This window comes from Bacillus sp. PS108 (assembly GCF_037963335.1).
Lineage (GTDB): Bacteria > Bacillota > Bacilli > Bacillales > Bacillaceae > Bacillus > Bacillus subtilis.
In genome coordinates this window covers 878,381-905,000 of sequence record NZ_CP150155.1, presented here as the reverse complement: position 1 = coordinate 905,000, position 26,620 = coordinate 878,381, and the positions used below count along the sequence as shown (strand labels likewise).

The 26,620-nt window shown below is 44.1% G+C and carries 29 protein-coding genes and 2 rRNA genes (1 of these 31 only partly in view); 9 read left to right on the top strand and 22 right to left on the bottom strand.

Annotation, left to right across the window (positions count from 1 at the left end; all coding sequences use genetic code 11):
* From NSQ16_RS04590 to NSQ16_RS04580, 3 genes are all read right to left on the bottom strand, one after another.
* A 23S ribosomal RNA gene (locus NSQ16_RS04590) occupies positions 1-734 on the bottom strand (it extends 2,194 nt beyond the left edge of the window).
* 170 nt (positions 735-904) lie between these two features.
* Positions 905-2,454, bottom strand: a 16S ribosomal RNA gene (locus NSQ16_RS04585).
* Together the 16S and 23S rRNA genes form the textbook arrangement of a ribosomal RNA operon.
* Before the next feature lie 294 nt (positions 2,455-2,748).
* Positions 2,749-3,633: a nucleotidyltransferase-like protein gene (locus NSQ16_RS04580; protein ID WP_015715543.1), complete on the bottom strand. Its 885-nt coding sequence runs from the start codon at positions 3,631-3,633 to the stop codon at positions 2,749-2,751.
* A gap of 207 nt (positions 3,634-3,840) precedes the next feature.
* Here NSQ16_RS04580 and NSQ16_RS04575 point away from each other — a divergent pair, with 207 nt between their 5' ends.
* Positions 3,841-4,194 (top strand): YgzB family protein, encoded by a 354-nt coding sequence (locus NSQ16_RS04575; RefSeq protein WP_326149788.1) that lies wholly within the window; start codon positions 3,841-3,843, stop codon positions 4,192-4,194.
* A gap of 34 nt (positions 4,195-4,228) precedes the next feature.
* On the opposite strand, the gene perR is transcribed toward NSQ16_RS04575, so the two are convergent.
* Together perR and bcp are read right to left on the bottom strand one after the other, a co-directional pair.
* Positions 4,229-4,666 carry a peroxide-responsive transcriptional repressor PerR gene (gene perR / locus NSQ16_RS04570; protein ID WP_003223285.1) on the bottom strand — a complete coding sequence of 146 codons (438 nt, stop codon included), beginning with the start codon at positions 4,664-4,666 and terminating at the stop codon, positions 4,229-4,231.
* Positions 4,667-4,788: 122 nt separating this feature from the next.
* The gene (gene bcp, locus NSQ16_RS04565) at positions 4,789-5,262 is read right to left on the bottom strand and encodes a thioredoxin-dependent thiol peroxidase (protein ID WP_003233532.1); all 474 of its coding nucleotides are present in this window, start codon (positions 5,260-5,262) and stop codon (positions 4,789-4,791) included.
* A gap of 152 nt (positions 5,263-5,414) precedes the next feature.
* On the opposite strand from bcp, the gene NSQ16_RS04560 reads away from it, so the two are divergent.
* Complete coding sequence (locus tag NSQ16_RS04560; protein WP_015715541.1) at positions 5,415-6,704, top strand: glutamate-1-semialdehyde 2,1-aminomutase; 1,290 nt, start codon at positions 5,415-5,417, stop codon at positions 6,702-6,704.
* A 219-nt stretch (positions 6,705-6,923) separates the two neighbouring features.
* A complete protein-coding gene (locus NSQ16_RS04555; protein WP_003233537.1) occupies positions 6,924-7,985 on the top strand; it encodes an aromatic acid exporter family protein in 1,062 nt (353 codons plus the stop codon).
* Between the two features lie 74 nt (positions 7,986-8,059).
* Here NSQ16_RS04555 and NSQ16_RS04550 read toward each other — a convergent pair whose 3' ends face one another.
* The 5 genes from NSQ16_RS04550 to fabL all read right to left on the bottom strand — a co-directional run bounded on the left by NSQ16_RS04550 (position 8,060) and on the right by fabL (position 12,071).
* Positions 8,060-9,802 carry an ABC transporter ATP-binding protein gene (locus NSQ16_RS04550; protein WP_009966836.1) on the bottom strand — a complete coding sequence of 581 codons (1,743 nt, stop codon included), beginning with the start codon at positions 9,800-9,802 and terminating at the stop codon, positions 8,060-8,062.
* 86 nt (positions 9,803-9,888) lie between these two features.
* Positions 9,889-10,419: a DUF402 domain-containing protein gene (locus tag NSQ16_RS04545; protein WP_003223272.1), complete on the bottom strand. Its 531-nt coding sequence runs from the start codon at positions 10,417-10,419 to the stop codon at positions 9,889-9,891.
* A gap of 143 nt (positions 10,420-10,562) precedes the next feature.
* Entirely contained in the window at positions 10,563-10,823 is a 261-nt protein-coding gene (locus tag NSQ16_RS04540; RefSeq protein ID WP_003242708.1) for a YgaB family protein, read from the bottom strand.
* Positions 10,824-10,995: 172 nt separating this feature from the next.
* Complete coding sequence (gene sspE / locus NSQ16_RS04535) at positions 10,996-11,250, bottom strand: gamma type acid-soluble spore protein SspE (protein WP_003233541.1); 255 nt, start codon at positions 11,248-11,250, stop codon at positions 10,996-10,998.
* Positions 11,251-11,318: 68 nt separating this feature from the next.
* The gene (gene fabL, locus NSQ16_RS04530) at positions 11,319-12,071 is read right to left on the bottom strand and encodes an enoyl-[acyl-carrier-protein] reductase FabL (RefSeq protein ID WP_003223262.1); all 753 of its coding nucleotides are present in this window, start codon (positions 12,069-12,071) and stop codon (positions 11,319-11,321) included.
* 81 nt (positions 12,072-12,152) lie between these two features.
* On the opposite strand from fabL, the gene NSQ16_RS04525 reads away from it, so the two are divergent.
* On the top strand, positions 12,153-12,377 hold the full coding sequence (locus tag NSQ16_RS04525; protein ID WP_003233542.1) for a hypothetical protein: 225 nt from the start codon (positions 12,153-12,155) through the stop codon (positions 12,375-12,377).
* Between the two features lie 7 nt (positions 12,378-12,384).
* Here NSQ16_RS04525 and mutY read toward each other — a convergent pair whose 3' ends face one another.
* Complete coding sequence (gene mutY / locus NSQ16_RS04520; RefSeq protein ID WP_003243838.1) at positions 12,385-13,494, bottom strand: A/G-specific adenine glycosylase; 1,110 nt, start codon at positions 13,492-13,494, stop codon at positions 12,385-12,387.
* Between the two features lie 215 nt (positions 13,495-13,709).
* Here mutY and NSQ16_RS04515 point away from each other — a divergent pair, with 215 nt between their 5' ends.
* Positions 13,710-14,693: a metal-dependent hydrolase gene (locus NSQ16_RS04515; RefSeq protein ID WP_014476212.1), complete on the top strand. Its 984-nt coding sequence runs from the start codon at positions 13,710-13,712 to the stop codon at positions 14,691-14,693.
* Here NSQ16_RS04515 and NSQ16_RS04510 read toward each other — a convergent pair.
* The 6 genes from NSQ16_RS04510 to NSQ16_RS04485 all read right to left on the bottom strand — a co-directional run bounded on the left by NSQ16_RS04510 (position 14,686) and on the right by NSQ16_RS04485 (position 20,760).
* On the bottom strand, positions 14,686-17,271 hold the full coding sequence (locus tag NSQ16_RS04510; protein WP_339232585.1) for a YfhO family protein: 2,586 nt from the start codon (positions 17,269-17,271) through the stop codon (positions 14,686-14,688). The two genes, NSQ16_RS04515 and NSQ16_RS04510, sit on opposite strands and share 8 nt — an antisense overlap.
* 71 nt (positions 17,272-17,342) lie before the next feature.
* Complete coding sequence (locus tag NSQ16_RS04505; RefSeq protein ID WP_021481163.1) at positions 17,343-18,332, bottom strand: glycosyltransferase family 2 protein; 990 nt, start codon at positions 18,330-18,332, stop codon at positions 17,343-17,345.
* 231 nt (positions 18,333-18,563) lie between these two features.
* Positions 18,564-19,424 (bottom strand): epoxide hydrolase EphM, encoded by an 861-nt coding sequence (gene ephM, locus NSQ16_RS04500; protein ID WP_085187170.1) that lies wholly within the window; start codon positions 19,422-19,424, stop codon positions 18,564-18,566.
* Between the two features lies 1 nt (position 19,425).
* Positions 19,426-19,743, bottom strand: a complete 318-nt coding sequence (gene spdL / locus NSQ16_RS04495; RefSeq protein ID WP_021481164.1) for an SdpC immunity protein SpdL — start codon at positions 19,741-19,743, stop codon at positions 19,426-19,428.
* 84 nt (positions 19,744-19,827) lie between these two features.
* Positions 19,828-20,346 (bottom strand): SH3 domain-containing protein, encoded by a 519-nt coding sequence (locus tag NSQ16_RS04490; protein WP_085187167.1) that lies wholly within the window; start codon positions 20,344-20,346, stop codon positions 19,828-19,830.
* A gap of 144 nt (positions 20,347-20,490) precedes the next feature.
* Positions 20,491-20,760, bottom strand: a complete 270-nt coding sequence (locus NSQ16_RS04485) for a YfhJ family protein (RefSeq protein WP_003243789.1) — start codon at positions 20,758-20,760, stop codon at positions 20,491-20,493.
* Between the two features lie 124 nt (positions 20,761-20,884).
* On the opposite strand from NSQ16_RS04485, the gene NSQ16_RS04480 reads away from it, so the two are divergent.
* Positions 20,885-21,037: a small, acid-soluble spore protein K gene (locus tag NSQ16_RS04480; RefSeq protein WP_003223241.1), complete on the top strand. Its 153-nt coding sequence runs from the start codon at positions 20,885-20,887 to the stop codon at positions 21,035-21,037.
* Positions 21,038-21,068: 31 nt separating this feature from the next.
* Here the strand turns inward: NSQ16_RS04480 and NSQ16_RS04475 are convergent, their stop codons facing one another.
* The 3 genes from NSQ16_RS04475 to recX all read right to left on the bottom strand — a co-directional run bounded on the left by NSQ16_RS04475 (position 21,069) and on the right by recX (position 23,515).
* Complete coding sequence (locus NSQ16_RS04475; protein WP_021481165.1) at positions 21,069-22,262, bottom strand: MFS transporter; 1,194 nt, start codon at positions 22,260-22,262, stop codon at positions 21,069-21,071.
* A 142-nt stretch (positions 22,263-22,404) separates the two neighbouring features.
* Entirely contained in the window at positions 22,405-22,719 is a 315-nt protein-coding gene (locus NSQ16_RS04470; protein WP_003244592.1) for a YfhH family protein, read from the bottom strand.
* Between the two features lies 1 nt (position 22,720).
* A complete protein-coding gene (gene recX, locus NSQ16_RS04465; protein ID WP_029726844.1) occupies positions 22,721-23,515 on the bottom strand; it encodes a recombination regulator RecX in 795 nt (264 codons plus the stop codon).
* An 88-nt stretch (positions 23,516-23,603) separates the two neighbouring features.
* On the opposite strand from recX, the gene NSQ16_RS04460 reads away from it, so the two are divergent.
* The 3 genes from NSQ16_RS04460 (at position 23,604) to NSQ16_RS04450 (ending at position 24,938) form a co-directional block, all read left to right on the top strand.
* A complete protein-coding gene (locus NSQ16_RS04460) occupies positions 23,604-24,515 on the top strand; it encodes a TIGR01777 family oxidoreductase (RefSeq protein ID WP_021481167.1) in 912 nt (303 codons plus the stop codon).
* A 54-nt stretch (positions 24,516-24,569) separates the two neighbouring features.
* The gene (locus tag NSQ16_RS04455) at positions 24,570-24,680 is read left to right on the top strand and encodes a YfhE family protein (protein ID WP_003223230.1); all 111 of its coding nucleotides are present in this window, start codon (positions 24,570-24,572) and stop codon (positions 24,678-24,680) included.
* Positions 24,681-24,746: 66 nt separating this feature from the next.
* Positions 24,747-24,938, top strand: coding sequence for a YfhD family protein (locus tag NSQ16_RS04450; RefSeq protein ID WP_003233561.1), 192 nt, complete (start codon positions 24,747-24,749; stop codon positions 24,936-24,938).
* A 38-nt stretch (positions 24,939-24,976) separates the two neighbouring features.
* Here the strand turns inward: NSQ16_RS04450 and NSQ16_RS04445 are convergent, their stop codons facing one another.
* Together NSQ16_RS04445 and NSQ16_RS04440 are read right to left on the bottom strand one after the other, a co-directional pair.
* Positions 24,977-25,561, bottom strand: coding sequence for a nitroreductase (locus NSQ16_RS04445; RefSeq protein ID WP_003243940.1), 585 nt, complete (start codon positions 25,559-25,561; stop codon positions 24,977-24,979).
* Positions 25,562-25,648: 87 nt separating this feature from the next.
* Positions 25,649-26,530 (bottom strand): PhzF family phenazine biosynthesis isomerase, encoded by an 882-nt coding sequence (locus tag NSQ16_RS04440; RefSeq protein ID WP_144530880.1) that lies wholly within the window; start codon positions 26,528-26,530, stop codon positions 25,649-25,651.
* Positions 26,531-26,620 lie beyond the last annotated feature (90 nt).

The following is a 26,620-nucleotide window of genomic DNA, read 5'->3' as shown; positions in this document are numbered from 1 at the left end:
GATCACCTGGTTTCGGGTCTACGACCACGTACTCATGCGCCCTATTCAGACTCGCTTTCGCTGCGGCTCCGCATCTTCTGCTTAACCTTGCACGGGATCGTAACTCGCCGGTTCATTCTACAAAAGGCACGCCATCACCCGTTAACGGGCTCTGACTACTTGTAGGCACACGGTTTCAGGATCTCTTTCACTCCCCTTCCGGGGTGCTTTTCACCTTTCCCTCACGGTACTGGTTCACTATCGGTCACTAGGGAGTATTTAGCCTTGGGAGATGGTCCTCCCGGATTCCGACGGAATTTCACGTGTTCCGCCGTACTCAGGATCCACTCAGGAGAGAACGAAGTTTTGACTACAGGGCTGTTACCTCCTATGGCGGGCCTTTCCAGACCTCTTCATCTACCTCGTTCCTTTGTAACTCCGTACAGAGTGTCCTACAACCCCAAGAGGCAAGCCTCTTGGTTTGGGCTGATCCCGTTTCGCTCGCCGCTACTCAGGGAATCGCATTTGCTTTCTCTTCCTCCGGGTACTTAGATGTTTCAGTTCCCCGGGTCTGCCTTCTCATATCCTATGAATTCAGATATGGATACCACTCCATTACGAGTGGTGGGTTTCCCCATTCGGAAATCTCCGGATCAAAGCTTGCTTACAGCTCCCCGAAGCATATCGGTGTTCGTCCCGTCCTTCATCGGCTCCTAGTGCCAAGGCATCCACCGTGCGCCCTTTCTAACTTAACCGTTAAAAAGAATCACTATGTGATATCTTGTGTTACTAATTGAATGTGATGTCTACTGTTATCTAGTTTTCAAAGAACACGTTTCGAAGGAATGATCCTTCAAAACTAAACAAGACAGGGAACGTTCTGTTTATAAGACCCAAGGTCTTATATTCCGTATAATATCCTTAGAAAGGAGGTGATCCAGCCGCACCTTCCGATACGGCTACCTTGTTACGACTTCACCCCAATCATCTGTCCCACCTTCGGCGGCTGGCTCCTAAAAGGTTACCTCACCGACTTCGGGTGTTACAAACTCTCGTGGTGTGACGGGCGGTGTGTACAAGGCCCGGGAACGTATTCACCGCGGCATGCTGATCCGCGATTACTAGCGATTCCAGCTTCACGCAGTCGAGTTGCAGACTGCGATCCGAACTGAGAACAGATTTGTGGGATTGGCTTAACCTCGCGGTTTCGCTGCCCTTTGTTCTGTCCATTGTAGCACGTGTGTAGCCCAGGTCATAAGGGGCATGATGATTTGACGTCATCCCCACCTTCCTCCGGTTTGTCACCGGCAGTCACCTTAGAGTGCCCAACTGAATGCTGGCAACTAAGATCAAGGGTTGCGCTCGTTGCGGGACTTAACCCAACATCTCACGACACGAGCTGACGACAACCATGCACCACCTGTCACTCTGCCCCCGAAGGGGACGTCCTATCTCTAGGATTGTCAGAGGATGTCAAGACCTGGTAAGGTTCTTCGCGTTGCTTCGAATTAAACCACATGCTCCACCGCTTGTGCGGGCCCCCGTCAATTCCTTTGAGTTTCAGTCTTGCGACCGTACTCCCCAGGCGGAGTGCTTAATGCGTTAGCTGCAGCACTAAGGGGCGGAAACCCCCTAACACTTAGCACTCATCGTTTACGGCGTGGACTACCAGGGTATCTAATCCTGTTCGCTCCCCACGCTTTCGCTCCTCAGCGTCAGTTACAGACCAGAGAGTCGCCTTCGCCACTGGTGTTCCTCCACATCTCTACGCATTTCACCGCTACACGTGGAATTCCACTCTCCTCTTCTGCACTCAAGTTCCCCAGTTTCCAATGACCCTCCCCGGTTGAGCCGGGGGCTTTCACATCAGACTTAAGAAACCGCCTGCGAGCCCTTTACGCCCAATAATTCCGGACAACGCTTGCCACCTACGTATTACCGCGGCTGCTGGCACGTAGTTAGCCGTGGCTTTCTGGTTAGGTACCGTCAAGGTACCGCCCTATTCGAACGGTACTTGTTCTTCCCTAACAACAGAGCTTTACGATCCGAAAACCTTCATCACTCACGCGGCGTTGCTCCGTCAGACTTTCGTCCATTGCGGAAGATTCCCTACTGCTGCCTCCCGTAGGAGTCTGGGCCGTGTCTCAGTCCCAGTGTGGCCGATCACCCTCTCAGGTCGGCTACGCATCGTTGCCTTGGTGAGCCGTTACCTCACCAACTAGCTAATGCGCCGCGGGTCCATCTGTAAGTGGTAGCCGAAGCCACCTTTTATGTTTGAACCATGCGGTTCAAACAACCATCCGGTATTAGCCCCGGTTTCCCGGAGTTATCCCAGTCTTACAGGCAGGTTACCCACGTGTTACTCACCCGTCCGCCGCTAACATCAGGGAGCAAGCTCCCATCTGTCCGCTCGACTTGCATGTATTAGGCACGCCGCCAGCGTTCGTCCTGAGCCAGGATCAAACTCTCCGATAAATGGATCACAGGTTAAGTTCACCGCATCCTGCGGCGACACCTGTGTGACCTGCGTCGTGCAGGACCTAGTTTGACTGACTACGCACATCGCTGTGCGATTTTTTTTAAAACTGAATTAACAGGTACGTTTTGTCTTGTTTAGTTTTCAAAGATCATTTTCACTTCTTGTTGAAGCGACTTTATTAATATAACATTTTGACTTTCTTTTGTCAAATGTTTTTTTGATTTATTTCCCCGCCGCTGTGAGCTTGTTTTCTCAGAAGCGCATCAGCGACGTTTAATAATATAACACGGTCAAGAATCAGAGTCAACACCTTTTTTAAAAGAATATCCTCGGTGATAGACAGCCTGTCCTTTCGTTTCTATCTGGCAGACGTTGATAAGTCCCTTTTCTGTCAAGTAATCAAGCATAACGCCAAGATCTTGGGTAAAGTGCTTTAGGTCATGATGTTGAAGAAGCTCACCGAATTGCCAAATGTCTTTTTCTTTCATTACTTCGAAAAGATGCGCCGAACCGATCTCGGCTTTGGAATGGATGAGAAAATCATTTGCTAAGAATAATAATTCAAGTCTTTTTTCCAGGCTCTCGTGACTTTCAATCAGCTCGGAATATAATTTGTACACTTGCGGCTCCATCTGGCGCACTTGGCTCCACACCGTGGTTTCGGGATGGAATCCTCTGTCGATTACTTCAATACGTGCTAAATGATGCAGCGCATGAACAACGGCGTTGTAGGCATCTAAAAATTGATTGGCTTCAAAAAAAGCTTTCCCTTCAACATACCTTCTGATTAATTTGCCGTATTCGAGTCCGATCTTCAGTTTACGTTCGGCAAACGGAAATGTATTCAGCCTGTCAATCAGTTCAACTACGTATTCATTACGGTCAAACAAAACTCTGCCATTTACAATCCAATCTATGATTCTTCTATTTGTTCCGAGCAAAATCCATTCTTGAATCTGAGAATCTGTTACCACATGCAAAGAAGCTGTTTGATGATCAAATTCATAATGCTTTATAAAAACTGGATCATCAGCATCTTTTACAATTACCAGCAAAGCTGCATCAAAGTTATCTGTTAAGGAAGATGTTTTGTTTCTTCTCTCAATCATAATGACAGCCAATGTATTGGGGTGACTTGCTCTTTCTTGGTAAATTGGACGGAGAAGATTTTCCATCACTATTCCTCCAATGCAATTGTTCAAATTTTTTTATTCTCTATTTGATTCAATTCTATGGTTAAAACGAAATTCCTTTTTTCTAAACACATTGAACTATTATAAACAATTTCACAGTAACTCTCCATATGTAAATTCCAGTTCAACCGAAAACATGAAGAAAATCCCATCGGGTTTGTGCTATAGTTAAATCAGAGGGGGATGGACATGGCGAAATACTCCAGCAAAATTAATAAAATCAGAACATTTGCGTTAAGTTTGGTTTTCGTTGGGTTTATCATTATGTACATCGGGATCTTTTTCAAAGAGTCAGTTTTGCTTTCTAGTTTGTTTATGATACTTGGGCTTTTATCCATCGGTCTCAGCACGATAGTTTACTTTTGGATCGGAATGCTTTCGACCAAAGCGGTTCGCGTCATTTGTCCGGGCTGTGAAAAAGAGACAAAGGTTTTAGGAAGAGTCGATATGTGCATGCATTGCCGAGAGCCGCTGACTTTAGATAAGGGATTAGAAGGAAAAGAATTTGATGAGTCTTATAATAAAAAGAAAATGTCGAAATAAAATAAGCTGACCGTTTCGTGCGGTCAGCTTATTTTTAATGATTTTCTTTTTTCGAACACTCTTGGCAGACGCCGTAAATTTCTAAACGGTGGTGGCTGACCTTGAAGCCCGTGACGTGGGCAGCGAGCTGCTCCACTTCATCAAGGCCCGGGTAGTGGAAGTCCACAATTTTACCGCAGTTTTCGCAAATCGCGTGATAGTGATCAGATGTCACAAAATCGAATCTGCTGGAAGCATCACCGTATGTGAGCTCTTTTACCAAACCTGATTCTCGGAACACACGCAAATTGTTATATACCGTCGCTACGCTCATGTTAGGAAATTTCCCTTCCAGAGCTTTATATATATCGTCCGCTGTTGGATGAGCCATAGAGTTAACGAGATATTCCAGAATCGCATGACGTTGAGGAGTAATGCGAACTCCGGTTTCCTTCAACGTTTCTAAGGCTTCTTTTAGTTCATGTGCAGCCATCCGTCATGCACCTCTCTTCTAAAAAAAATTCTTACATTGTAATGTTTATAATTAGTGTAACTCTTTCTACGATAATTTGTCAATTGATATCAGGGTAAAAGTAAGCATAGGCTCATAGAGATTTACTTTTCCGACATATCTTTGAGGGTTTGAAGCGCTTCGGCTACATGGTCCTTTACTTTTACTTTTCTCCATTCTTTAATGAGCCGGCCTTCTTTATCAATTAAAAAAGTGGAACGTTCGATTCCCATATACTCTTTTCCGAAGTTTTTCTTCAGCTTCCACACATCAAACGCTTCCGCCAGCTTATGCTCGTCATCAACAAGAAGCAGAAATGGCAGGTTATGCTTCTCTTTAAATTTTCCGTGTTTTTCCTGGCTGTCCGGGCTGACGCCAATAATGACGGCATCCAGTTCGGCGAAGCTTTCGTGACTGTCCCGAAAATCGCATGCTTCAGTTGTACATCCCGGTGTCATGTCCTTTGGATAAAAATAAAGCACGATGTACTTTCCTTTATAATCCGATAATTTTACTGTTTCCCCATGATCGCCTTTTAACTCAAGATCAGGCGCTTTTTGTCCGATTTCTATAGTCATTACGTTACCTCCGGATGTTTTTTTATTAAGCGTATCCAATTCTTGTCCGGATTACAACCATCTCAGCTGAATCTGAAGCCCGAAGCCATTGTTCTTGTTCGGAAGCATGCTACAATAGAAAGGACGCATGGAGATATAGGAGGTTTTTATTCTTGCATACAAAATCAATTGAACTTCACAATGAGGCATTACAGCACATTGTCGGCGGTGTAAACAGCCCGTCTAGATCATATAAAGCAGTCGGCGGCGGTTCTCCTGTTGCAATGGAGAAAGCAAGCGGCGCTTATTTTTGGGATGTGGACGGCAACAAATACATCGATTATTTAGCGGCGTACGGTCCGATTATTACAGGACATGCCCACCCACATATTACAGAAGCGATTAAAAAAGCGGCAGAGAACGGTGTATTGTATGGAACACCAACGAAACACGAGGTTACATTTGCAAAGATGCTCAAAGAAGCCATTCCCGCTATGGACAAAGTAAGATTCGTCAATTCGGGTACAGAAGCCGTTATGACGACCATCCGCGTGGCTCGCGCATATACAGGCCGGACAAAAATCATTAAATTTGCGGGCTGCTATCACGGGCATTCGGACCTTGTGCTTGTCGCCGCAGGCTCCGGCCCGTCTACTCTCGGCACACCAGACTCAGCCGGTGTACCGAAAAGCATTGCAAACGAAGTGATCACAGTACCATTTAATGATATCGATAGCTATAAAGCGGCTCTTGATAAATGGGGCAGTGAAATCGCGGCAGTTCTCGTTGAACCGATTGTCGGCAACTTCGGTATCGTCGAGCCGAAAGAGGGCTTCTTAGAAAAAGTAAATGAATTGACACATAATGCAGGCGCTCTCGTTATTTACGATGAAGTCATTACGGCTTTCCGCTTTATGTATGGCGGCGCGCAGGATCTCTTACAGGTGAAACCAGATTTAACAGCACTCGGGAAAATTATCGGCGGCGGACTTCCGATTGGCGCCTATGGCGGCAAACAAGAAATCATGGAGCAGGTAGCTCCGCTAGGGCCTGCTTATCAGGCAGGAACAATGGCAGGGAACCCCGCTTCCATCCTATCAGGCATCGCTTGTCTGGAAGTGCTCAAAGAAAAAGGCGTGTATGAAAAGCTTGATCACCTTGGCGCTATGCTTGAGGAAGGCATTTTGAAGCACGCAGAAACACACGGCATCACCATTACGGTCAACCGGTTAAAAGGTGCGCTCACGGTATACTTCTCTGATGAGAAAGTGGAAAATTACGAGCAGGCTGAACGGAGTGACGGAGAAACATTCGCTACGTTTTTCAAGCTGATGCTGGAACGCGGAATTAATTTAGCACCTTCTAAGTATGAAGCTTGGTTTATTACCACAGCACATACAGAGCAGGATATTAAAGACACGCTTGCAGCGGTCGAGGATGCTTTTAAACATCTTAAAAACTAGAATCAGATACTTTGAACAGGAGCTTTGGGCTCCTGTTTTTTTATGGAATCAAACAACGTGTAAGATTTTGGTCTTTTTCTAGAAAAATAGCTTGAATATTTGTATCGATCCCTGTATATTACTTAATTGTTTAGCAAATAAACTAACCGGGAATTTTAAGGATTAGCCCATTTGCTATGTCACACAATTTACTATAGAAAGGAATGCACGCACAAACCAATGAAACTTGGTGCCCGCATTTTCAAAACCGGGATTGCGATTACACTTGCTCTTTATTTGGCTTCGTGGATCGGGCTTCCCGCGCCGATTTTCGCTGGAATTGCAGCGATATTTGCGATCCAGCCGTCGATTTACCGCTCTTTTCTCATTATTATTGACCAGGTTCAAGCAAATATCATCGGAGCTGTGATTGCCACAGTGTTCGGCCTTATTTTCGGACCCAGCCCGATTATGATCGGGTTAACAGCAGTTATTGTCATTACAATCATGCTGAAACTTAAAATTGAACATACAATTTCAATTGCTCTTGTAACAGTCATTGCGATATTAGAATCTGCCGGTGACGACTTTTTAATGTTCGCGCTGATCAGAACAAGCACAGTCATCTTAGGGGTGCTTTCTTCCTTTATCGTCAACCTTGTGTTTTTGCCTCCTAAGTACGAAACAAAACTGATTCATAATACCGTCGAAAACACCGAAGAAATTATGAAGTGGATCAGATTGTCCATGCGGCAGTCGACAGAGCATTCGATTTTGAAAGAGGATATTGAAAAACTGAAAGAAAAAATGATCAAGCTTGATCAGACATATCTTCTATATAAAGAAGAAAGAAGTTACTTTAAGAAAACGACTTATGTGAAATCAAGAAAGCTTGTCCTGTTCAGACAGGCCATTATTACTGCAAATCGGGCGCTTGATACATTGAAGAAGCTGCATCGTCTGGAAAACGAGATCTATCATATGCCGGAAGAGTTTCAGGAAACATTGACTGAAGAACTTGATTACCTGCTTTACTGGCACGAACGGATTTTGATGAGGTTTGTCGGAAAAATCAAGCCGCATGATGACGCGGTTGAAGAAGGCATCCGGTATAAGCAGCTTTTAACAAAGTCATTTTTAAAAAATCAGCAGAATACGGATGAGGAGCTTATTGATTACAACATGCTCAATATTATGGCAAGCGCCGTGGAATATCGCGAGCAGCTTGAACATTTAGAAACACTTATCACAAGTTTTCAAACGTATCATCCGAAAGACTGCGAAATAGAAACAGAAGAGTAACCCGGTTAAACAGCCGGGTTTTTTTATATACAAAAAAATCTTATATCCTTCGTTAAAAGGATATAAGATTGGTTTTAGTTCAAATTTTGAATGGTAAATAAGTGCTTGTATTGGCTCTCATAGTCCATGAGTTCATCATGGGTTCCGATTTCAATGATTGTCCCGTTTTCCATGACAACAATCTTATCCGCATGGGTGATTGTCGATAAACGGTGGGCGACAACAAAAGTTGTTCTATCCTTCGCCAGTTTGTCCATCGCTTCTTGAATGTAATGCTCACTTTCCAAATCCAGAGCTGATGTAGCTTCATCTAAAATGAGGAGCGGCGGATTTTTCAGGAATACCCGCGCAATTGAGATCCGCTGCTTTTGTCCGCCTGAAAGCTTAACGCCTCGTTCCCCCACCCGGGTCTCATATCCTTCTGGAAAACTCATGATAAATTCATGGGCATTTGCAGCTTTGGCGGCTTCGATTATCTCTTCAAGTGTGGCATCAGGCTTGCCGATCGCGATATTTTCCCGAATCGTTTCACTAAATAAAAAGGTATCCTGAAGCACCATACCAACCTGGTTGCGAAGGCTTCTTGCTTCATAATCGCGAATATCCGTCCCATCAATCAGCAGTCTGCCGCTTGTTACATCATAAAATCTTGGGATCAGGCTGACGAGCGTTGATTTTCCTCCTCCGCTCATGCCGACGAGAGCTACAGTTTCTCCTCTATTTACTTTTAAGGATACATCATGAAGAATATTTTCTTTGTCCTTCTCATATTGAAACGAAACGTTTTGAAACTCCACTCCTCCGCGAATCTGATCGGCCTTTATCGCATTTGGTTTGTCAGTGAGTTCGTAGGGCTCGTCAATAAATTCAAATACCCTGTCCATTGATGCGATTGACTGTGTCAAAGTTGTAGAGGAATTGATCAGCCTTCTAACAGGGTTGTACATTCTGTCAATATATCCGACAAACGCGACCATTGTTCCGACTGTCAGCGGTCCATTAATGACAAAATACCCGGCGCACGCTATGACGATGAGCGGCGCCAAATCTGTAATGGTATTAACGACCGCAAAGGTTTTGGCGTTCCAATTCGTGTGTCGGATGGCTTTATCTAAGAAATGACCGTTTTTCTCATTAAATTGAGCCTGTTCATGATCTTCTATCGCAAAGCTTCTGATGACAGGCATGCCTTGAATGCGTTCGTGCAAATGCCCCTGCACTTGAGCAAGAGCCTGTGAGCGCTCCCTTGTCAGCTTTCGTAAACGGCCGTAAAAATACTTCACTGATATTCCGTATAATGGGAATAAAACGATAGAGATCAGCGTTAATTTAACGTCCAGTGTGAGCATGATAGAGATTACAATCAAAATCGTCAGCATATCGAGCCATATATTCATCAGCCCTGTGATGACGAAATCCTTTGTTTGTTCTACATCATTAATCACTCGGGAAATGACTTCCCCTGTTCTTGTATTCGCGTAAAAACGAAGGCTCAGTTTTTGTATATGGTCAAACAGCTTAGCTCTTATATCATAAAGCACCTTGCTGGCAGTCCACTGGGCAAAATATTGCCGGTAATATTCAACAGGCGGGCGCAAAATTAAAAATAAGGCGAACATGATCGCCATAATCGTGAACAATGACGTGGTTTTGTCACTGGCCGTGCCGCCTCCTTGAATAATGTCGTCAACTACGTACTTCAGAAGCAATGGGAGAGCAAGCGGAATGGAGAATTTTACGATCCCGATTAACACTGTAACGAAAATTTGCTTCTTATAAGGTTTGACGAATTGCATGTAGCGTTTCATAACCCCCACGTTGATTCCCCCTCTCTCTTTATCATGATGTGTGTGAGCCCATGTGAAAAACCTGTTGTACCCCGCAACAGGTTTTTACGTAACCATTATTTTGTATAGCGCAAATACCGTTCATACCACATATCGACAAACTCGGGCGCAAACGGTCCCTGACGCTGGTGAATCCAATGGAGCAGCGTATTTAAGTAGTCTCTTAAAATACTGTCGATTTCTTTTGGATAATTCATGGCTTTCCGATGATCATCATATTCGTCTTCATCGAGAATATTGTAGGTCATGTCAGGAAAAACCTTAACATCTAAGTCATAATCAATATATTTAATTGCTTCGCCATCATAGGCAAACGGAGAACTGATGTTGCAATAATAATGAACCCCGTCTTCCCTCAGCATCCCGATGACATTAAACCATTGTCTTGCGTGAAAATAACAGATTGCGGGCTCTCTGGTTATCCATGTCCGGCCGTCTGATTCGGTTACCATCGTCCGGTCATTGGCTCCGATGACACACATTTCTGTACTTTTTAAGATTGTTGTCTCATTCCAAATTCTATGAATCAGCCCGTTGTGCTTATAGCTGTGAATTTGAATGGTTTCTCCTTCCTTGGGATAGCCCATATTTCTCCCCTACTTTCTATAAAGCCCTACAGTTAGTATGTCCAAATTTGCTTACCGACAACGTCTTTTACCTATTATAACGTTACAAATTGAAAAATGAAAATAAAAGAGCCATTCCGGCCGGGGAATGGCACATTCCTACACTACACAAAGGAAGACGGCTTTTCTGAGCTGCGATATGAACGAATGACCTGCTCTGTCTGCTTTTGAAACATATCCTGTATATCGGCAAGGTGTTTCCGTTTTACCGCAATTTCAGCCTGAATCCCACGCAGCCTTGCATCCCTTTCCAAATGCCGGAGTTCCGCCTCAATTTGTTTGCAGCGGTCGAGCTCTGATTGGAGATCGAGAAGCTTATCCATCGTTTTCATCTGTTCACTTACCAGCTTTTCAAATTCGGTCATCGGTTCCTCCTTCAGCCTGATGAAAGTATAAACATTTCCTCCTTTAATCATTTCGATCTCCGTAAAGCAAACCCTTTGACTCATTCTGTAGACCTTCCACAAGTTTTGTCGTTTTTCAAACAGAAAAAAGCACTTCCACCCGAAGATGAAGTGCTTTTTTCTGTTTCAGTGATTAGCTGTTTTGTTGTTTGTTTTGTTCAGCAGATTGGTTTTGCTGTCTTACCTGCTGTGCGTCAGTTTCACTAGCGAATTCAGTGCCGAATTGACCTTGTTGTCCAGCTGATTGCTGGTTTTGTTTTCTGACTTGCTGAGCGTTTGTTTCGCTAGCAAATTCAGTGCCAAATTGACCTTGACCAGCAGCTGATTGTTGGTTTTGTTTTCTAACTTGTTGAGCGTTTGTTTTGCTGAAGTTATTTGAGTTAGCCATTGTTATCACCTCCACGGTCATTAGAATGTGCAGGTGATCGTATAGCTATTCCTCTTTTTTAAAAATTTTTAAACGAGCAGTGAGCGTCCGCCGTCAACGATAATTGTCTGTCCGCGGATCATGTCAGCCTTGGAAGACACTAGAAACTCAACAGTATCAACCATGTCTTTAATTTCGACCATGCGTCCCGCCGGCGTGTTTTGGCGCGCATCCTCAAGCAGATCTTCTCTATTCGGGAAGTGTTTCAGCGCATCTGTGTCGATCGCTCCGCCTGAAACAGCATTGACGATAATTTGTTTTGGTGAAAGCTCAACGGCAAGATAACGGGTTAAAGCCTCTAACGCTGCTTTTGATACACCGACCGTGGTGTAGTTTTCAAGATAGCGGATAGAGCCTAATGAACTGATGCTGACAATATGCCCGCCTCCGTTCTTCTCCATTAGCTTGGCAGCTTCCTGAGCGCAGAAAAGCAATGCTTTCGCATTAATGTTCATCGTCCAGTCCCAGTGTGTTTCTTCTAATTCCATGACAGGTCTTAGTACTCCTGAAGCGGCATTATTGACAAAAACATCAAGTCTGCCGAACGTTTCATCAATTTGCTGAAACATTTCTTTGATTTTTGCAGGCTGTCCTACGTTTGCTTTTACGACAAGCACTTTAACGCCAAGCTTTTCGATTTCTTCCGCTGTTTCTAATGCTGCTTTTTTGCTGCGTGCATAGTTAATGACGATGTTATAGCCGTTCTCAGCAAGTCTGATCGCGGCCGCTTTTCCGACACCGCGGCTGCTTCCTGTTACGAGTGCACATTTATTTTGTTCCATTTTTCCTCATCTCCTTGTAGCGTATAGTTCTTTTATTTCCACAAACAATAATGGCAAGAACTTTAAAGGGGGTCTTCTGTTATGTATGTCGGACGTGATATGAGCGAATTGAACATGGTTTCCAAAAAAGATTGGAAGAACAGTGAACTCGCTTATTTTCATCATGCCTTTCAGCAAATTATGCCTTATTTGAACGAAGAAGGCCAATCAAAATACCGGGAATTAACGCAAGAAATTGAAGCGCGCGGCGGAATGAAGCGCAATGAAGCGGACTACAGCCACGGCACGCGCGTCTCTTACGATTAAGAATGGTTTACGGAGCAGCCGAGATGGCGGCTGCTTCTCCTGCCATCTTCCAGATTTTTTGATGTGACACCGGGAACGCAAATTGCTCGAGCTCTTCTTTCGTTACTTTTTTCAGCTTGCTGGTATCCGACACTTGTTTTACTTTACCGAAAAACACTGAAATATTCCATACCAGGTGGGTGAAAACATGCTCGACTACACCTTGCAGATCACTGATATCAGCTTGTATGCCATATTCGTTTTCTAAGAAAGCAATGAGCTGTTCACGCTCAGTTTTGATCCCTTTTTGTGTTTCAAGATTCGGGAATTCCCACAGGTTGGCGAGCAAACCTTTAGACGGCCGTTTGTGGATATACACTTGTCCGTCTTCATCAGTCAGTACGATCGCGGCCATGGTTTTGATCCCGGGCTTTTTCTTTTTGCTTTTTACCGGAAGCTCCCGTTCAGTGCCTTCTTCAAATGCTGAGCAATGCTGCTGAACCGGGCAAAGCAGGCATGAGGGTGATTTTGGCGTACAGATCAAGGCTCCAAGCTCCATCAAGCCCTGATTAAATTCAGATGGTTTTTCTTTGGAAATAAAAGCTCGTATGGCGTCTTCAAAGATCGTTCTTGTTTTTGGTTTGGCAATATCATCCCAAATAGATAGAATCCTGGACATGACACGCATCACATTTCCGTCAACCGCGGGAATGGGTTTATTGTAGGCAATGCTGAGCACCGCTCCCTTTGTATAAGGGCCGACGCCTTTTAACCCGCCAAAATCTTTCTCGTCTGGAGGAACAATGCCGCCGTATTCCTGTTTCACTTCTTTTACCGCGCTTTGCAGGTTTCTGACTCGCGAATAATAGCCGAGCCCTTCCCATGCTTTCAGCACCTTTTCTTCATCAGCATCAGCGAGCGCTTCCACTGTCGGGAATTGTTCTACAAACCGGAGAAAGTAAGGAATCACTGTCTCTACTCTCGTTTGCTGCAGCATCACTTCAGATACCCACACCTTATATGGATCTTGGTCCTCTCTCCACGGCAAAACGCGCTGCTCTCGTTCAAACCATGAGATTAAATCATCACGAAATTGCTGTATGTCTTTTTGTTTTAATTTGTCTTCAAGTACGTTCATATGTGTTTCTCCCCAGTCTTTCGCGCCCCGCTTTTCTTTAGACTGTTTTTTGTTGTACACTAAGGGCACAGTACGATAATATGTTACATTAAATAGTAATAAAGAAAAAGCGGAAACATATGAGAACGATTGAATCAGTTTAAAAATTGGGTATATGAAAATGGGGAATTTCTTACAAAGTGAATGTGCAGGATCACCCTGCAAGGAGGTCACCTATGGATACGGGCACACATGTCGTTATGGGCATCGCACTGGGCGGTATTGCGACGCTTGATCCTGTTGTCGGATCAGATCCGGCAATGGCTCATGCTGTTATGATCGCAACGCTTGCGGGCTCTCAGGCTCCGGATATTGATACTGTGTTAAAGCTTAAAAACAATGCTGTTTATATAAGGAATCACAGAGGATTTACCCATTCAATTCCCGCCGTTTTGTTTTGGTCTGTCATCATCCCGGCGATTCTGTATTTATTTTATCCTCAGGCCGATTTTCTGCACCTATGGCTGTGGACACTGCTGGCAGTCGTTCTGCATGTCTTTGTTGATATATTCAACGCCTATGGAACACAAGCCATTCGTCCGTTTTCGAAAAAATGGGTTGCGCTCGGGCTGATTAATACGTTTGATCCGTTTATTTTTATCAGCCATCTGGCAGCTATCGCGATTTGGTATGCAGGCGGGAGTCCCGGCATCACGTTTCTCAGCTTATATATCATATTGGCAGGCTATTATTTGGTGCGCCTGATCATGCAGCTTAGAATTAAACGGAAGCTTCATGAGATGATTCATGATGAGATCGAAAGCATTATTATTTCTCCAACGATGAAATTCAGGCAATGGCGAATCGCAGTGACGACAGCACATGCTTTCTATGTAGGAAGAAGCATGGAAGGACATGTAGTGATTCTGGATACATTTAATCGGGTGCCTGTTCCTGAAACCGATGTAATGCATGCGGCAAAGCAGGATGATAACATCGCGGCGTTTCTGTCCTTTTCTCCGGTTTACCGGTGGGAAGTGGATACGTTTAAAGATCATTATGAGGTGAGATTTATCGACCTGCGTTATCGGAGCAAAGGCCATTATCCGTTTGTCGCGATTGTTCATATCGGCCATGATCTCACGATCCGTTCGTCCTATACGGGATGGATATTCAGCGAAGAAAAACTTCAGAAAAAATTAAAGCTCGGCTCTATATAGAGCCGGGCTTTTTACGTCTTATATAGAAAACAGCAAGCAGCAGACTGACGAGAGATATGATCGCCGATATTTTGAAGTATGGCGGATAGTAAGTCAGCTCAATGTGATTGTCTCCCTTTTGCGCCTTGAAGCCTATAAAAGCATAATCCGCTTTTTCGATCTTCTGTGTTTTTCCGTTGATCTTCAGCTCCCAGCCTTTTTCATATGGGATCGGAAGCATGATGTACTGGTCTTTTGACAGATGATAGGCAAAGGTCAGTCGATTTTTGTTCCAATTCAGTTTGTCTGCTTTCTCTGTTTTATTTAGCATTACAGCGTTTTTCAGCGTTTGGTAATTTTCTTCATAGAGCGCTATGTTCCTCAGCTCATAGGTTCCTTTCGGAAGATTGATTGAGATATGGCCTGATTTAGGCACTCTTACCGTTATATTATTTACTCCGGTTTTATATATCGATTTGTTCGATTTCCTTGTTGTGACATAATCATTTACCTTTAACGTAAATCCTCTGTCTTTTGCTTTGCTTTTCAAATAAAAGCTGACATAGTAGTCTCCCGGAGCGGATGATGGCTGTTTCGGGGTGATGATCAGCTCTCCTCCGTTTTCTCCAGTTACGGTTAGCAGCCCGTTTTGATACTGGGCTTGTTTTGCGGTAATGTCCGACTTGGTGATCATATTGGACGGTTTTGGTGTCTGCTCCGTTTTTCCTGATGGATCTTTTAATATGATTCCTTTCAACATCGCCTGTTCTTTCGCAAGAGCGGGCAATCGGTCCAGCTCACTTTCGCTGTATATGGCATCCGCTGTTTTGACGAATGGAAGCATGTACTGATTCTCATAAACTGCATAATGCTCTGTTTCTAAATGCTTTTTGAAGCCGTACGGAACGCTGGCTTCGTTCGTTTTTTCGGTCATATAATATTTGCCGTAAAGCAGGCTGTATAAATTCGCCCTGTCTCCCAATGACGCGTAACGGCTGACGCTTTCCCTGCCCATATCGATGCTTAAATCATTCCAATAGAAGGCCAGCAGATCTTTGTTTAAAATGCTGGAATAGGCGCTGAAGCCATTAAACCCGTAAATGATTGGCGTATTATTGCGGACCCCGTTCATCCAGTCGATTCTCATGAGCGGATCATCGTTTTCCTTCTGTAAACGTCTGATGAGCTCAGATGATTCCCGCCCTCTGTATTCCTCACTTGTAAGATATTCTTTTGTCACACTATCCAAATCGCCGCCTTCTGAGAGCGCGTATTTTTGATAGGAGTTGGCGACAAACAGCGAAGAAAGAATGATTATACCGTACACAGCCATTTTTGCCCGTTTTTTCGCAAAAGCTGCAGCAAACAAGGCTGCGATTGTCATGAGTAAGAGCAATAGAATACTTTCATTCGCAGGCTTCCATATATCGAGCTTATACCTTTGAATATGATACAAGTAAAGAAGCAGGACGACAGCTGCGGCCGGGAGCAGTTCTTTCCGTTTCAATTCAGACAGCTGTGACAAACCAGCCGCAGCTGCTCCCGCAATGGCAAAGGCCAGAATATATTCAAACCGGTTTTGCGGGGCGGAAAAACCGTTAAAGACGCTTGCCGCATACGGACTGAAATGAAACAGAATAAACAGCAGGCTCAACCCGGCAAAGAGACGAAACACACGGTTTTTGTAAAAAGAAATCATAAACAAAAACAGCAGAAAAGCGGCCGGCACAATGATGATCCGGCTCGAAAATAAGATATTATCATCGAAATTGAGCCACTCTATTTTCTGGCTGTATGGAGGGCGCAGGTTGTTTAAAAAACCGTATACTACCGGCACAAACGCCACCGCACTGATGCCAAAAGAAATGAAGCCTGAAACGAGAAATAATCTGATTTGAATCCATCTTTTCTCTTCATGTGGTTCCAAACTAATCAGCCATCTGAACAGCACATAGATTCCGATGAATATAAGGTTTATGTATGCAAAGTAAAAATTGTTGATTAACGTCAGCGAACACGCAACGATAAACCACGCCGGACGCCGCTCTCTAATAATTTTTTCTGCGCCAAGCACAAGCAGCGGAAGCCAAACCATTGTATCGGTGAAAAATTCCCAATACGCTTCGTGACGGAAATAAATAATTGAGACGCCGTATAACACGGCTCCCGTGAACGATGCCGCCCTGTGCTTAATAAGATAATGAAAAACAGAAGCGGACGTAAAGATGATCAAGCTCAATTTGAAAATACTGATAAAAACAGCTGACTCAGCCCAAAAAAGCGTATCCGCTTCTCCGATCAGCTGGACGGCTTGAAGCATCCAAACAGCGGCGGATACAGCAAGAAAAAGAAAAGACGCAGAAAAATAATAGCCGAGCTGACTGAATGTGCCGCCGCCAAGTCCGAATGAATAATTGTAGAAAAAATTCCCGTGTGTATATTGGTCAAATAATAATTTTTTAAATACGATCATTTGCGCAAGCCCGTCACCCGGACCTGTCATATACCTGCCTTCCGCCCATTCTTTCACAAAAAAAGCGTGTGCCAGAACGGACACCAGCAAACTGGCCGCATAGATCATGATATGTTTTCTTTTCATATAAATTCTCCAGTCTTGCTTTTAAGATAATAGACACGCAAAAAAAGCACTGCCAATGGCGCTTGGTATTTTCAGTGCATTTTTGTCAGACGCCGCATGTTTTTTAATTCGTTCGTTTCAGGCAGGTCTTTGTTCGGGATATTCGCTTCTTTGATCAAATAATGCGGGCGTTTTTTTGTTTCATAATAGATTCGGCCGATATATTCGCCTATAATTCCAAGGCTTAACAGCTGTACTCCGCCGAGAAATAACACTGCTGAGATAATGGTGAAATACCCAGGCACAGAAATACCGTTAGTCAGAATTTTAACGAATGTGGCAATGATATAAATGATGGAAAGCAGCAGGATGAAAATGCCTGTATAAAAACATAATCTCAGCGGCTTATGATTAAATGAAACGACGCCGTCCATTCCGTAGTTAAACAGACTGCTGAACGACCATTTGGAGGTGCCGTTTTTTCGTTCGACATTTTCATAAAATACAATTTTCTGATCAAAGCCAATCCAGCAAAAAAGGCCTTTTGAGAAGCGATTTCCTTCGCTCAGCTTCAAAAGTGCATTCACAGCTTGGCGGCTTAACAATCTGAAGTCACCGACACCGTCACGCAAATCGACTTCCACCGCTTTATTAATGAACTTGTAATACATAGATGATAAGAGTGAGCGGACAAAGCTGTCCCCTTTTCTGTTCCTTTGAGCAATGACTTGGTCATACCCTTCTTCGTAGCCTTTGATAAATTCCTTCAGCAAATATGTCGGATGCTGCAGATCGGCATCCATGACAATAACCGCCTCGCCCTGAACATGCTCAAAGCCCGCCAAAATTGCGGCTTCTTTTCCAAAGTTTCGAGAAAAAGATATATATTTTACCCGGCTGCACGTTGCTGCCAAGTCTTTGATCTGCTGAAGCGTGTCATCAACACTTCCGTCGTTTATGAAGAATATTTCATAGTCATAATGAATGTTTTTAAATTCCTTTTTTAAAGATTCATGAATGAGTTTGACATTATACCCTTCATTGTAAGACGGGATAATAATCGAGATTAATCCTTGCTTCATTAAGGCACCTTCTTTTTATTATTCTTTTTAAGTATTGCCTTAGGGGAGTTTTACACAAATCTTCAGTAAGGCTATTCCTTTTTTTAAAGTCGTTTAAACCTGTTTTTTGTTACAATTTTATGGTGACATTCATGATTTTTAATGTTATTTTGTCATGTTTAAAACAGACTATGAAAAAAACGCACAGAAAAAGTCTGCCATTATGACAGACGGATGGAGAGAAATTTTAGCTTATTGGTTCTTAAGATATTCCAAAATCAGCTGATTGACGATGGCTGGCTTTTCGTGGTTAATCCAATGGGAAGCTTCATCAACAAAGATGAGATGTCCATTCGGGCAATGCCTTTCCGTCTCTTTCGCAAGCTTTCTGCTCAAAAAGCGGTCTTCCATTCCCCAGATCATTCGGTAAGGTACTGTTTCGTAAGAGGGTTTCTCTGCCAAGCTTCCTTTTCTGAGGGCTCTGTACCAGTTCAGCATAGCTGTCAGCGCGCCCGGCTGCTTCCACGCTTCTTTGTACCTGCTGACATCCTCGGATGTAAAAAGCGCGGGACGGTCGGATAATCCAATCGCTTTGTCTAATGTTTCATAATCATTTTCCCTTAGTGATGCCTCCGGTATATCGGGCAGCTGGAAGTATGCGATATACGAGCTTTTCAGCCATTGCGGCGGATAAAGCGGCGTTACGGTTTTCATGACGTGCGGGTGCGGGATATTGATCGCGATCAGTTTTTCAAGATATTCCGGGCGTGAGGAAGCCAAATGCCATGCGACAGCTCCTCCCCAGTCATGACCGATGACAATTGCTTTTTCATCAGTGAATTGCGTAATAAGCCCGATGATATCATCTCTTAATGTATCAATCCGATATGAATCAATTCCTTCCGGTTTGTCACTGAGATTGTAGCCCCGCTGATCAGGAGCAATGACCCGGTAACCCGCATCAACAAGCGGTTTGATTTGATTTTTCCAGCCGTACCAAAACTCAGGAAATCCATGGAGCAGGACAATTAACGGGCCGTCTTCCGGTCCTGCGGCTGCAACGTGGAGCGTGATTCCGTTCGTATTGACAAACTGGCATTTAACTCCGTCCACTTCAATCTCCTCCTTGACTGTGCGTCATGATTTTCAGCCTTTTCTCCGTTAGCATAAATGTTATGACACAGGCGGCAATCAGCAGGATAAGCTGAAGAATAATCAAGTTTGATCCCAGCAGCAAACCCATTCCCGCAATCACCAAGCCTGACAGGATCATTAATGATGCACTGTAACGGTTCGCTTCATTCCATAATCTTTGATCTGACATTGAGCGTCTCGTTCTGTATCCATACACACTGTTGATCGATTTGGGAGGAAACAGTTTGATCAGTATGCCCGCAATGATCATAAGCCCTCCGCCGACTAAACCCGTCATATCCTCATCTCCTTTCTCATTGTTACGTGCAGAAAGAAGAAATGTTTCATGCATAGGCAAAAAGACAAGCCTCGGCCTGCCTTTTTATCGCATTTGTAAATCCTTTGTGTGAATATAGCCTATTACACCGCCATAATCCACGAACGCCCAAGTGAAGTCAAATCCTCCGTTTTCACTAAATCCCCACCCGAGTATTGTCACCTCTGTTCCAGATGAGAGCTGCTTAGCTTTTCCGTTTTCGGGCGTCGGTGTATAGAAGGCTGTCTGTTTCGTTGTTTTCGCTTGGCTTGCGGTTTTCATTAAAAAGTGAGTTGAAATATACGCTTTTTTTCCTTTGAAATGAATTTGAGCCCAATCGGCATTTATGAACCTATCGACTTTTACCTTTTGTTCTGATGATACAGTGCCGAGAATGTCACCTTTATGATTTGGCTCAGTCCGGACATTCAGCTTTCCTGCTTTTATGATGTAAGAATCGGATGATGGCATGCTGACAGATATGTCGTGAAGGGGCGCAGCTTTTGCTGCGGGAGCGGAATGAAGTGCTGTCAAACCCAGTCCTGCGGCAGCTGTTAAAGCGAGCATTACTTGTTTCTTTTTCATATAAAGCTCCTCCTCGCATTTTGACAAGATATTAGTGGTATTCCCTGATTGACAGGCTGGTGAAACATGTTTTGTTTATGATTTCTTCCTGTTAAGGTAATTTTAAGAAAATGAAAAAACCTGCCGGTCGTTAACGGCAGGTTTTTAGTGCAAAAGGCCTCTGCTTTGATTTAAGTAATCATTCACGTCGTTACGGGAGCTTTGAAAAAGGTGGAGCTGGCCGCCATAGTTTTCAATCCATTGTGTGACGATTTTTTCAGTCATTTTTTCACCTTGATAGGCGTGTCCGGCTTTTGCATAGGTTGCTTCGAAATCGCTCCATAACAATTCCACCCACGTTTTTGCCTGTATATAGCTGATCATCTCGTTCTTTTCCAGAAGCAGATTAGTCAGTTTCTCAATGTACATATTCATGTGTGCAGTCTCCTTTCTTCAGGAAAAAAATAACGCTTTATTACGTGGTGTTCTCCATATACTAACCTTACGTCTTCATCTGGAAAGACGCAACTTTTTGATCTCGAACCTAGGGGGATATGACATGGTCCGAAATAAAGAAAAAGGATTTCCTTACGAAAACGAAAACAAATTTCAGGGTGAACCGAGAGCAAAGGACGACTATGCTTCAAAGCGTGCTGACGGATCTATCAATCAGCATCCTCAAGAAAGAATGAGAGCCTCAGGCAAACGGTAAAGAAGAACAGCTGCATACACTGCAGCTGTTTTTACCCTTTATTGACTTGATATTCGTAGACGCTCTTCTTTTCTGATAAGTGTGCGAAGGTAGAAAGCACAAGTCCGCATGCGGTCATAAGCGCACCGCCTGCAAACAGCCAGGAATAAGAGCCTGTTCCGTTTAAAATCATTCCGCCGATCCATGCACCAAGGGCATTGGCAAGGTTAAATGCTGATACGCTGACAGCTGCGGCAATGGTCGTGCCGCCCTCAGATGATGAAATGACCTTTGTTTGCAAAAGAGGCGGCGTGCCGAATGCGCATGCCCCGAATAGGAACGTTGCCAAAATGGCTGCAGCCGGGTAAATGGCGATGTAAGGAAATACAGCCAGAACACCGATTAAACCGATCATTACGCCGATCATCGTCCGAGTCAGCAAAGGCAGCGGTACTTTTCCAGCAAAGAAATTCCCGGCAACGCCTCCCAATCCATACGCAAAGAGAGCACCTGTAATGCCAACCGTGCTGAATCCGGCTGAATGCCTTAAAATGGGTTCGATAAAGGTGTAGGCGATAAAGACACCGGAATAGCCTAAAATGGTAATCGCGAAGGAAAACAGCACTTGTTTGTGTTTAAAAACCCCCCACTCATTCATAAGCATTGGGATCACTTTTGGTTTTCTGTTCGGTACGGCAGCCATAAGGCCTAAAAATCCGATGACACCAAGTGCCGTAATGATGGAAAACACCGCTCTCCAATTCAGGACATCTCCGAGATAAGAGCCGAATGGAACACCAAGCATTAGAGCCACTGTCAGTCCGCCGTTCATTGAAGCAGCAGCTGCAGCACGCTTTTCCGGCGGAACCATTTCACTTGCGAATACCATGGCAATCGCGAAGAAAGCGCCATGAATGGACGCAGATAAAATTCTTGAAATGGCCAATACCGCAAAATTCGGCGCCAGTGCGCTCATCAGGTTTGAAAGGATAAATATCGCCATAAGCCCAAGAAGCACAGGCTTTCTCGGAAGCTTGACGGAAATGATGGTGACGAGCGGTCCTGTCAAACAAACGCTTGCCGCATAAGCCGTGACAAGAAGCCCTGCGGATGAAACCTGTATATGAAAGTCATTGGCAATCGACGTCAAAATACCCATCACCGCGTATTCTGTATAGCCGATTGAAAATGTACAAATCATAAGAACAAATATAATAAATTTTACAGATGGGTTTTTGATACTCAACGTCATCGCCTCCTTTGATTTTAAAAAACAACGAGTTTCATCTTAAAAGATTTTTCAAGTGAATTCAATGATTTTTTCTTTAAGAATTCGTGTAAATGTGCTGCAAACAAAAAGAGGCTGATCATCAGCCTCCTGTTACGCTTTATTCTTTTTCTTGCAATACTGAGATTGGCAGCGCTTCCTCTTGTTGAGGGGAAGAGGTCCTGTATCCCCATGCGAAAACGCCATTTAAATAACTGATGGTAAACTCGTCCTCAGTGTTTTCCACACGATATGTTTCTCCCGGTGAGTAATCTTCCGGGTTCAGTAAATATGCTTTTGCCATCGTAATTTTCCGTTCGAGCACTGCCAGTTCGTTTATGATTCCATGCTGTTCGGCTTTTCTTGCTTTTTCAGAAAGTAATGCGATTTCGGTATTGAGTTCGTGAGGTGTCATTTGACTGTATCGTTTCTCCATTTCAGTACTCCTCTTCCTGCAGTAATTGCTCGATTAAATCGAGTGAGAATCCTTTGCGGAATAAAAATTGTTTGACCTTCATGGCGCTTTCATATGAGCCGTCATAGCGGTATTTTCTAAACGCTTTTTCCGCGTGAAGGCGCAGCGCTTCTTTCTCTGTGTCTTCATCATTTTCATATTCAATCTGATCCATCGCCGCGCTGATAACATCAAATGAGAAGCCCTTGCGCTGAAGCTGCAGCTGGGCGCGCTGTTTGAATTCTTTCGTCGAAAGCTTTTTATCTTTTTTGAGAAGCTTTTCAACATGCTTGACCGCTTCTCTTGTCTGATCTTCAAAGGAAAAGGAACTTAGCGCCTCCTTAATTGTATCGTCATCAATTCCCTTCGCTCTTAGCTCTCTGAACAAAACATCAGGGCCTTTTCCGTTTGTTTTTTTGTGAGTGCTGACATAGGCTGCGGCAAATTCCTGGTCGTTTAAGTACTTGTAATCGTTAAGCCTATGGATGACTTCCGCAATGACGGGGGGCGAGGTTTCTTTTTTCTTTAAGTGGTCCTCGACCTCTTTCGTCGACCGCATTCGATAGGATAAAAAGTCAAGCGCACGGTTGAAGCCTTTCTTCACTTCATCGCCGTATTGAATCTCAATGATGTCAAGATCATCGAGTTCTTTTCCCTTCTTGAGCTCAAATTTCACGAGCACATCCGCGTCCACACTGAAGGCGTATTTATCATCCAGAAAAATATTGAAGCGTTCCGTATTCTTTTTTTGCGTTGATATTTTTGTAATAAACGGCATCTTAATCTCCCTTCTCAGGCCTGAAACGCGTTTTCTTTTATTACAATGAGGTAAAGTATATTTATTAGAACGATGAGGAGAGATGTTCATGAATATCGCAATGACGGGCGGAACCGGTTTTCTCGGCCAGCATCTGACAGGCGTTCTTACCCGCCAGGGACACCATGTTTATATTTTATCAAGAAACGCAAGGGAAACTGAACAAAAAAATATGACATATGTCCAATGGCTGACGGAAGGAGCCGCCCCGGAGCAGGAACTTCCTCATATTGATGTCTGGATAAACCTTGCGGGAAAATCGATTTTTGGCCGCTGGACAAATAAAACAAAGCAGCACATTCTCTCCAGCCGTATCAATGCGACGCGTGAAGTGCAGCGGCTTATTCAGAAACAGAAGGAGAAGCCGAAGACATTGATCCAAGCCAGTGCCGTGGGCATTTACGGCACAAGCCTTGAGAAAACTTTCACAGAGGATTCTGCAACGTCAGATGAGGATTTTCTCAGCCATACTGCACACCTGTGGGAAAAGGAAGGACAGCATATTGAAGCGATGGGCATCCGGACAGTTTATGCGAGATTTGGCGTGATGCTTGGAGAAAAAGGCGCTTTACCGCTTATGGTTCTCCCCTATAAGTTTCTGGCCGGCGGAACGATCGGAACGGGAAGGCAGTGGCTGTCATGGATTCATGTCGAGGATGCGGCCCAGATGATCCGATATGCGGTGGAAAACGCCGGCATCTCAGGCCCAATGAATGTCACCGCGCCCAATCCTGTGGACATGAAGCAATTCGGAAAAACGATTGCACGGGTGAAGCACCGCCCGCACTGGCTCCCCGTCCCGGAATTCTTTTTATCAAAAGCATTGGGTGAAATGAGTCTTTTGATTGTGAAAGGACAGCGCGCTCTTCCGAAAAAAGCGATAACCTCTGGATTTCGTTTTACATATTCGGATCTTGAATTTGCACTCTCACAGCTGATAGCGGACCGAAAGACTGTATAAAAACAGCAGGAAGCGTCAACCTTAAGAATAACATGGTTGAAGGAGGTCCTTTTTATGGAAAAAAAGAGGGAGAAGCACCAGCAAGGCGCCAACCTGAAAAAAATGCAGGAAGTTCTTTATTCAGGCGAATTTAAAAAAGCGGAAAAAGCTGCTAAGCGGAAGTAGGAATACATAGCCCCTTAAAACCAAATACTATATTTGTTTGATATCACTTTTTAGGGGGAATTTGATATGGGCAGAAATCATATCCACAAAAACCGTGATAAAAACAAACAAAAGCTTCCACAAGTTCCCGATGCATTAAAAAGGGAAACTGACGGCGTTTACGAAGAATATTCAACCGAGCTTGCTGATGCAGATGACCGCGAAGCGCAAGAGCGTGCGAAAGCAGCCGACAACAGAGCGAAAAAGAAATCTCGTTAATGAAAAACCCCTTGTCTCCGTTTGAGACAAGGGGCTTTTTACATTTCAGTAAACCGGTCGCGGATCGGTGTGCGTTTTTTCACTTCCGGCGCCTCGTCAGGATAACCTGTTTGTATGATGGCGGCGAAACGCTCATTATCCTGCAAACCAAAGGCCTGATGGACTTCTTTGTCATAAAGGATTTTTCCGCTTTTCCAAACCATGCCGATTCCTTTTTCCCAAGCAAGAAGCTGAAGATTTTGAATTAACGAGCTTGTTGCCGCAAAATCGTCGTCCCGCGCTCTTTCGTTTTCATCTTCCTGAAACACGACGAGGAGAAATCCTGGAACGCGCCCAAGTGTGTTTTTGAAATTTTGAAGCTTTTCCTCTGTCATATCCGGCTTGGATTTCTTAGAGAACGCTGCAAATGTATTGATGAGGTTCGCTTTACCTGTCTCACTGGAAACGTAAATAAATCTCCATGGCTCTGTCACTCTGTGATTTGGCGCATATTTTGCCGTTTCAAGCATGTCAAGAATGACTGCTGAAGGTACTGGCTCTTGTTTAAACTTTCGAATCGATCTTCTGCTGCGTATGATGTCCCGCAGTACTGAATGCTGATGTATTTGTTCGGTTTGAGGCATACCGTCTCACCTTCCTATGCAATTGAAAATGATTATCATTTCATAATGATAACGGAAAGTGCATCTTTTTGTAAACCATCATCCGTATTAGATTTTAAGAATACGGGTTTCTGAGTAAACGGCTGTTCCTGTCATGTTCACTTTCACATGGCCGCCGGCTTCGTTCATTTCGATCTCCACTTTTCCGTCTTTTCCAATTTCCTGCCCTTGTTCAATGATAAATTTATGCTGCTCGGCATTGCCATAATGTTTCATATAAGCCCCCATCACGCCGGATGCTGTGCCGGTCACGGGGTCTTCAATCGTTCCCGAATACGGGGATGAAAAGTGGCGTCCGTGCAGGTCGCTATCGGGATGAACGGTTTCAAAGGTAAACGGATGGACTGAAGCTTTTGGCAGATCAATTAACACTGCCGGAAATTGTTTGTTATCTGGCACCAATTTTTTGGAAGCCTCCAATGATTTAAGCGGAACGATGGCTGTCCATATGCCAGTGCTGCCAAACACAATCGGAAGGTCTTCATGAAAATCCTCTTCGGTGATACCCAGTGCGTCCGCAAGTTTTTTCCGATCGCCTGTAAATGGTTTGAATTGCGGAGAGGCCTGTTCAAGCGTGATATGAATACGGCCATCTTTTTCAGAAATCTTCACAGGCAGGATACCCGCTTTCGTTTGGATGCTGTACGTTTTACCGCTCTCCAGCATTCCTTTCTCACATAATGCGTAAAGAGAAGCAACTGTCGCATGACCGCACAAATTCATTTCGTGTCCAGGTGTAAAGTAACGGAGTTCAAGATCGGCCGACTCGCTTTTTCGGATAAAGGAGGTTTCTGAATACCCGGCACGCTCAGCTATGATCTGCATCTCGTCTTCCGTATAATCGTCTCCCTGCAAAACGACGCCTGCGGGGTTTCCTTTGCCGGGACTGCTTGTAAATGCTTCATATTTTAATACCTCTGCTTCTTTCATTCATCTGCCGCCCTTTCTTTATCAATGTCTCTGTCAGTATAGCAAAAATAATTACGAATCTTCAGTCATTATCAAAAAAACCCATTTTCT

What these genes read in the sequence shown, in the direction of transcription:
- NSQ16_RS04580 (WP_015715543.1), bottom strand. Translation starts at nt 3,633, where the DNA reads ATGGAAAATCTTCTCCGTCCAATTTACCAAGAAAGAGCAAGTCACCCC.
- NSQ16_RS04575 (WP_326149788.1), top strand. Translation starts at nt 3,841, where the DNA reads ATGGCGAAATACTCCAGCAAAATTAATAAAATCAGAACATTTGCGTTA.
- perR (WP_003223285.1), bottom strand. Translation starts at nt 4,666, where the DNA reads ATGGCTGCACATGAACTAAAAGAAGCCTTAGAAACGTTGAAGGAAACC.
- bcp (WP_003233532.1), bottom strand. Translation starts at nt 5,262, where the DNA reads ATGACTATAGAAATCGGACAAAAAGCGCCTGATCTTGAGTTAAAAGGC.
- NSQ16_RS04555 (WP_003233537.1), top strand. Translation starts at nt 6,924, where the DNA reads ATGAAACTTGGTGCCCGCATTTTCAAAACCGGGATTGCGATTACACTT.
- NSQ16_RS04545 (WP_003223272.1), bottom strand. Translation starts at nt 10,419, where the DNA reads ATGGGCTATCCCAAGGAAGGAGAAACCATTCAAATTCACAGCTATAAG.
- NSQ16_RS04540 (WP_003242708.1), bottom strand. Translation starts at nt 10,823, where the DNA reads ATGACCGAATTTGAAAAGCTGGTAAGTGAACAGATGAAAACGATGGAT.
- sspE (WP_003233541.1), bottom strand. Translation starts at nt 11,250, where the DNA reads ATGGCTAACTCAAATAACTTCAGCAAAACAAACGCTCAACAAGTTAGA.
- fabL (WP_003223262.1), bottom strand. Translation starts at nt 12,071, where the DNA reads ATGGAACAAAATAAATGTGCACTCGTAACAGGAAGCAGCCGCGGTGTC.
- NSQ16_RS04525 (WP_003233542.1), top strand. Translation starts at nt 12,153, where the DNA reads ATGTATGTCGGACGTGATATGAGCGAATTGAACATGGTTTCCAAAAAA.
- mutY (WP_003243838.1), bottom strand. Translation starts at nt 13,494, where the DNA reads ATGAACGTACTTGAAGACAAATTAAAACAAAAAGACATACAGCAATTT.
- NSQ16_RS04515 (WP_014476212.1), top strand. Translation starts at nt 13,710, where the DNA reads ATGGATACGGGCACACATGTCGTTATGGGCATCGCACTGGGCGGTATT.
- NSQ16_RS04510 (WP_339232585.1), bottom strand. Translation starts at nt 17,271, where the DNA reads ATGAAAAGAAAACATATCATGATCTATGCGGCCAGTTTGCTGGTGTCC.
- NSQ16_RS04505 (WP_021481163.1), bottom strand. Translation starts at nt 18,332, where the DNA reads ATGAAGCAAGGATTAATCTCGATTATTATCCCGTCTTACAATGAAGGG.
- spdL (WP_021481164.1), bottom strand. Translation starts at nt 19,743, where the DNA reads ATGACGGGTTTAGTCGGCGGAGGGCTTATGATCATTGCGGGCATACTG.
- NSQ16_RS04490 (WP_085187167.1), bottom strand. Translation starts at nt 20,346, where the DNA reads ATGAAAAAGAAACAAGTAATGCTCGCTTTAACAGCTGCCGCAGGACTG.
- NSQ16_RS04485 (WP_003243789.1), bottom strand. Translation starts at nt 20,760, where the DNA reads ATGAATATGTACATTGAGAAACTGACTAATCTGCTTCTGGAAAAGAAC.
- NSQ16_RS04480 (WP_003223241.1), top strand. Translation starts at nt 20,885, where the DNA reads ATGGTCCGAAATAAAGAAAAAGGATTTCCTTACGAAAACGAAAACAAA.
- NSQ16_RS04470 (WP_003244592.1), bottom strand. Translation starts at nt 22,719, where the DNA reads ATGGAGAAACGATACAGTCAAATGACACCTCACGAACTCAATACCGAA.
- recX (WP_029726844.1), bottom strand. Translation starts at nt 23,515, where the DNA reads ATGCCGTTTATTACAAAAATATCAACGCAAAAAAAGAATACGGAACGC.
- NSQ16_RS04460 (WP_021481167.1), top strand. Translation starts at nt 23,604, where the DNA reads ATGAATATCGCAATGACGGGCGGAACCGGTTTTCTCGGCCAGCATCTG.
- NSQ16_RS04455 (WP_003223230.1), top strand. Translation starts at nt 24,570, where the DNA reads ATGGAAAAAAAGAGGGAGAAGCACCAGCAAGGCGCCAACCTGAAAAAA.
- NSQ16_RS04450 (WP_003233561.1), top strand. Translation starts at nt 24,747, where the DNA reads ATGGGCAGAAATCATATCCACAAAAACCGTGATAAAAACAAACAAAAG.
- NSQ16_RS04445 (WP_003243940.1), bottom strand. Translation starts at nt 25,561, where the DNA reads ATGCCTCAAACCGAACAAATACATCAGCATTCAGTACTGCGGGACATC.
- NSQ16_RS04440 (WP_144530880.1), bottom strand. Translation starts at nt 26,530, where the DNA reads ATGAAAGAAGCAGAGGTATTAAAATATGAAGCATTTACAAGCAGTCCC.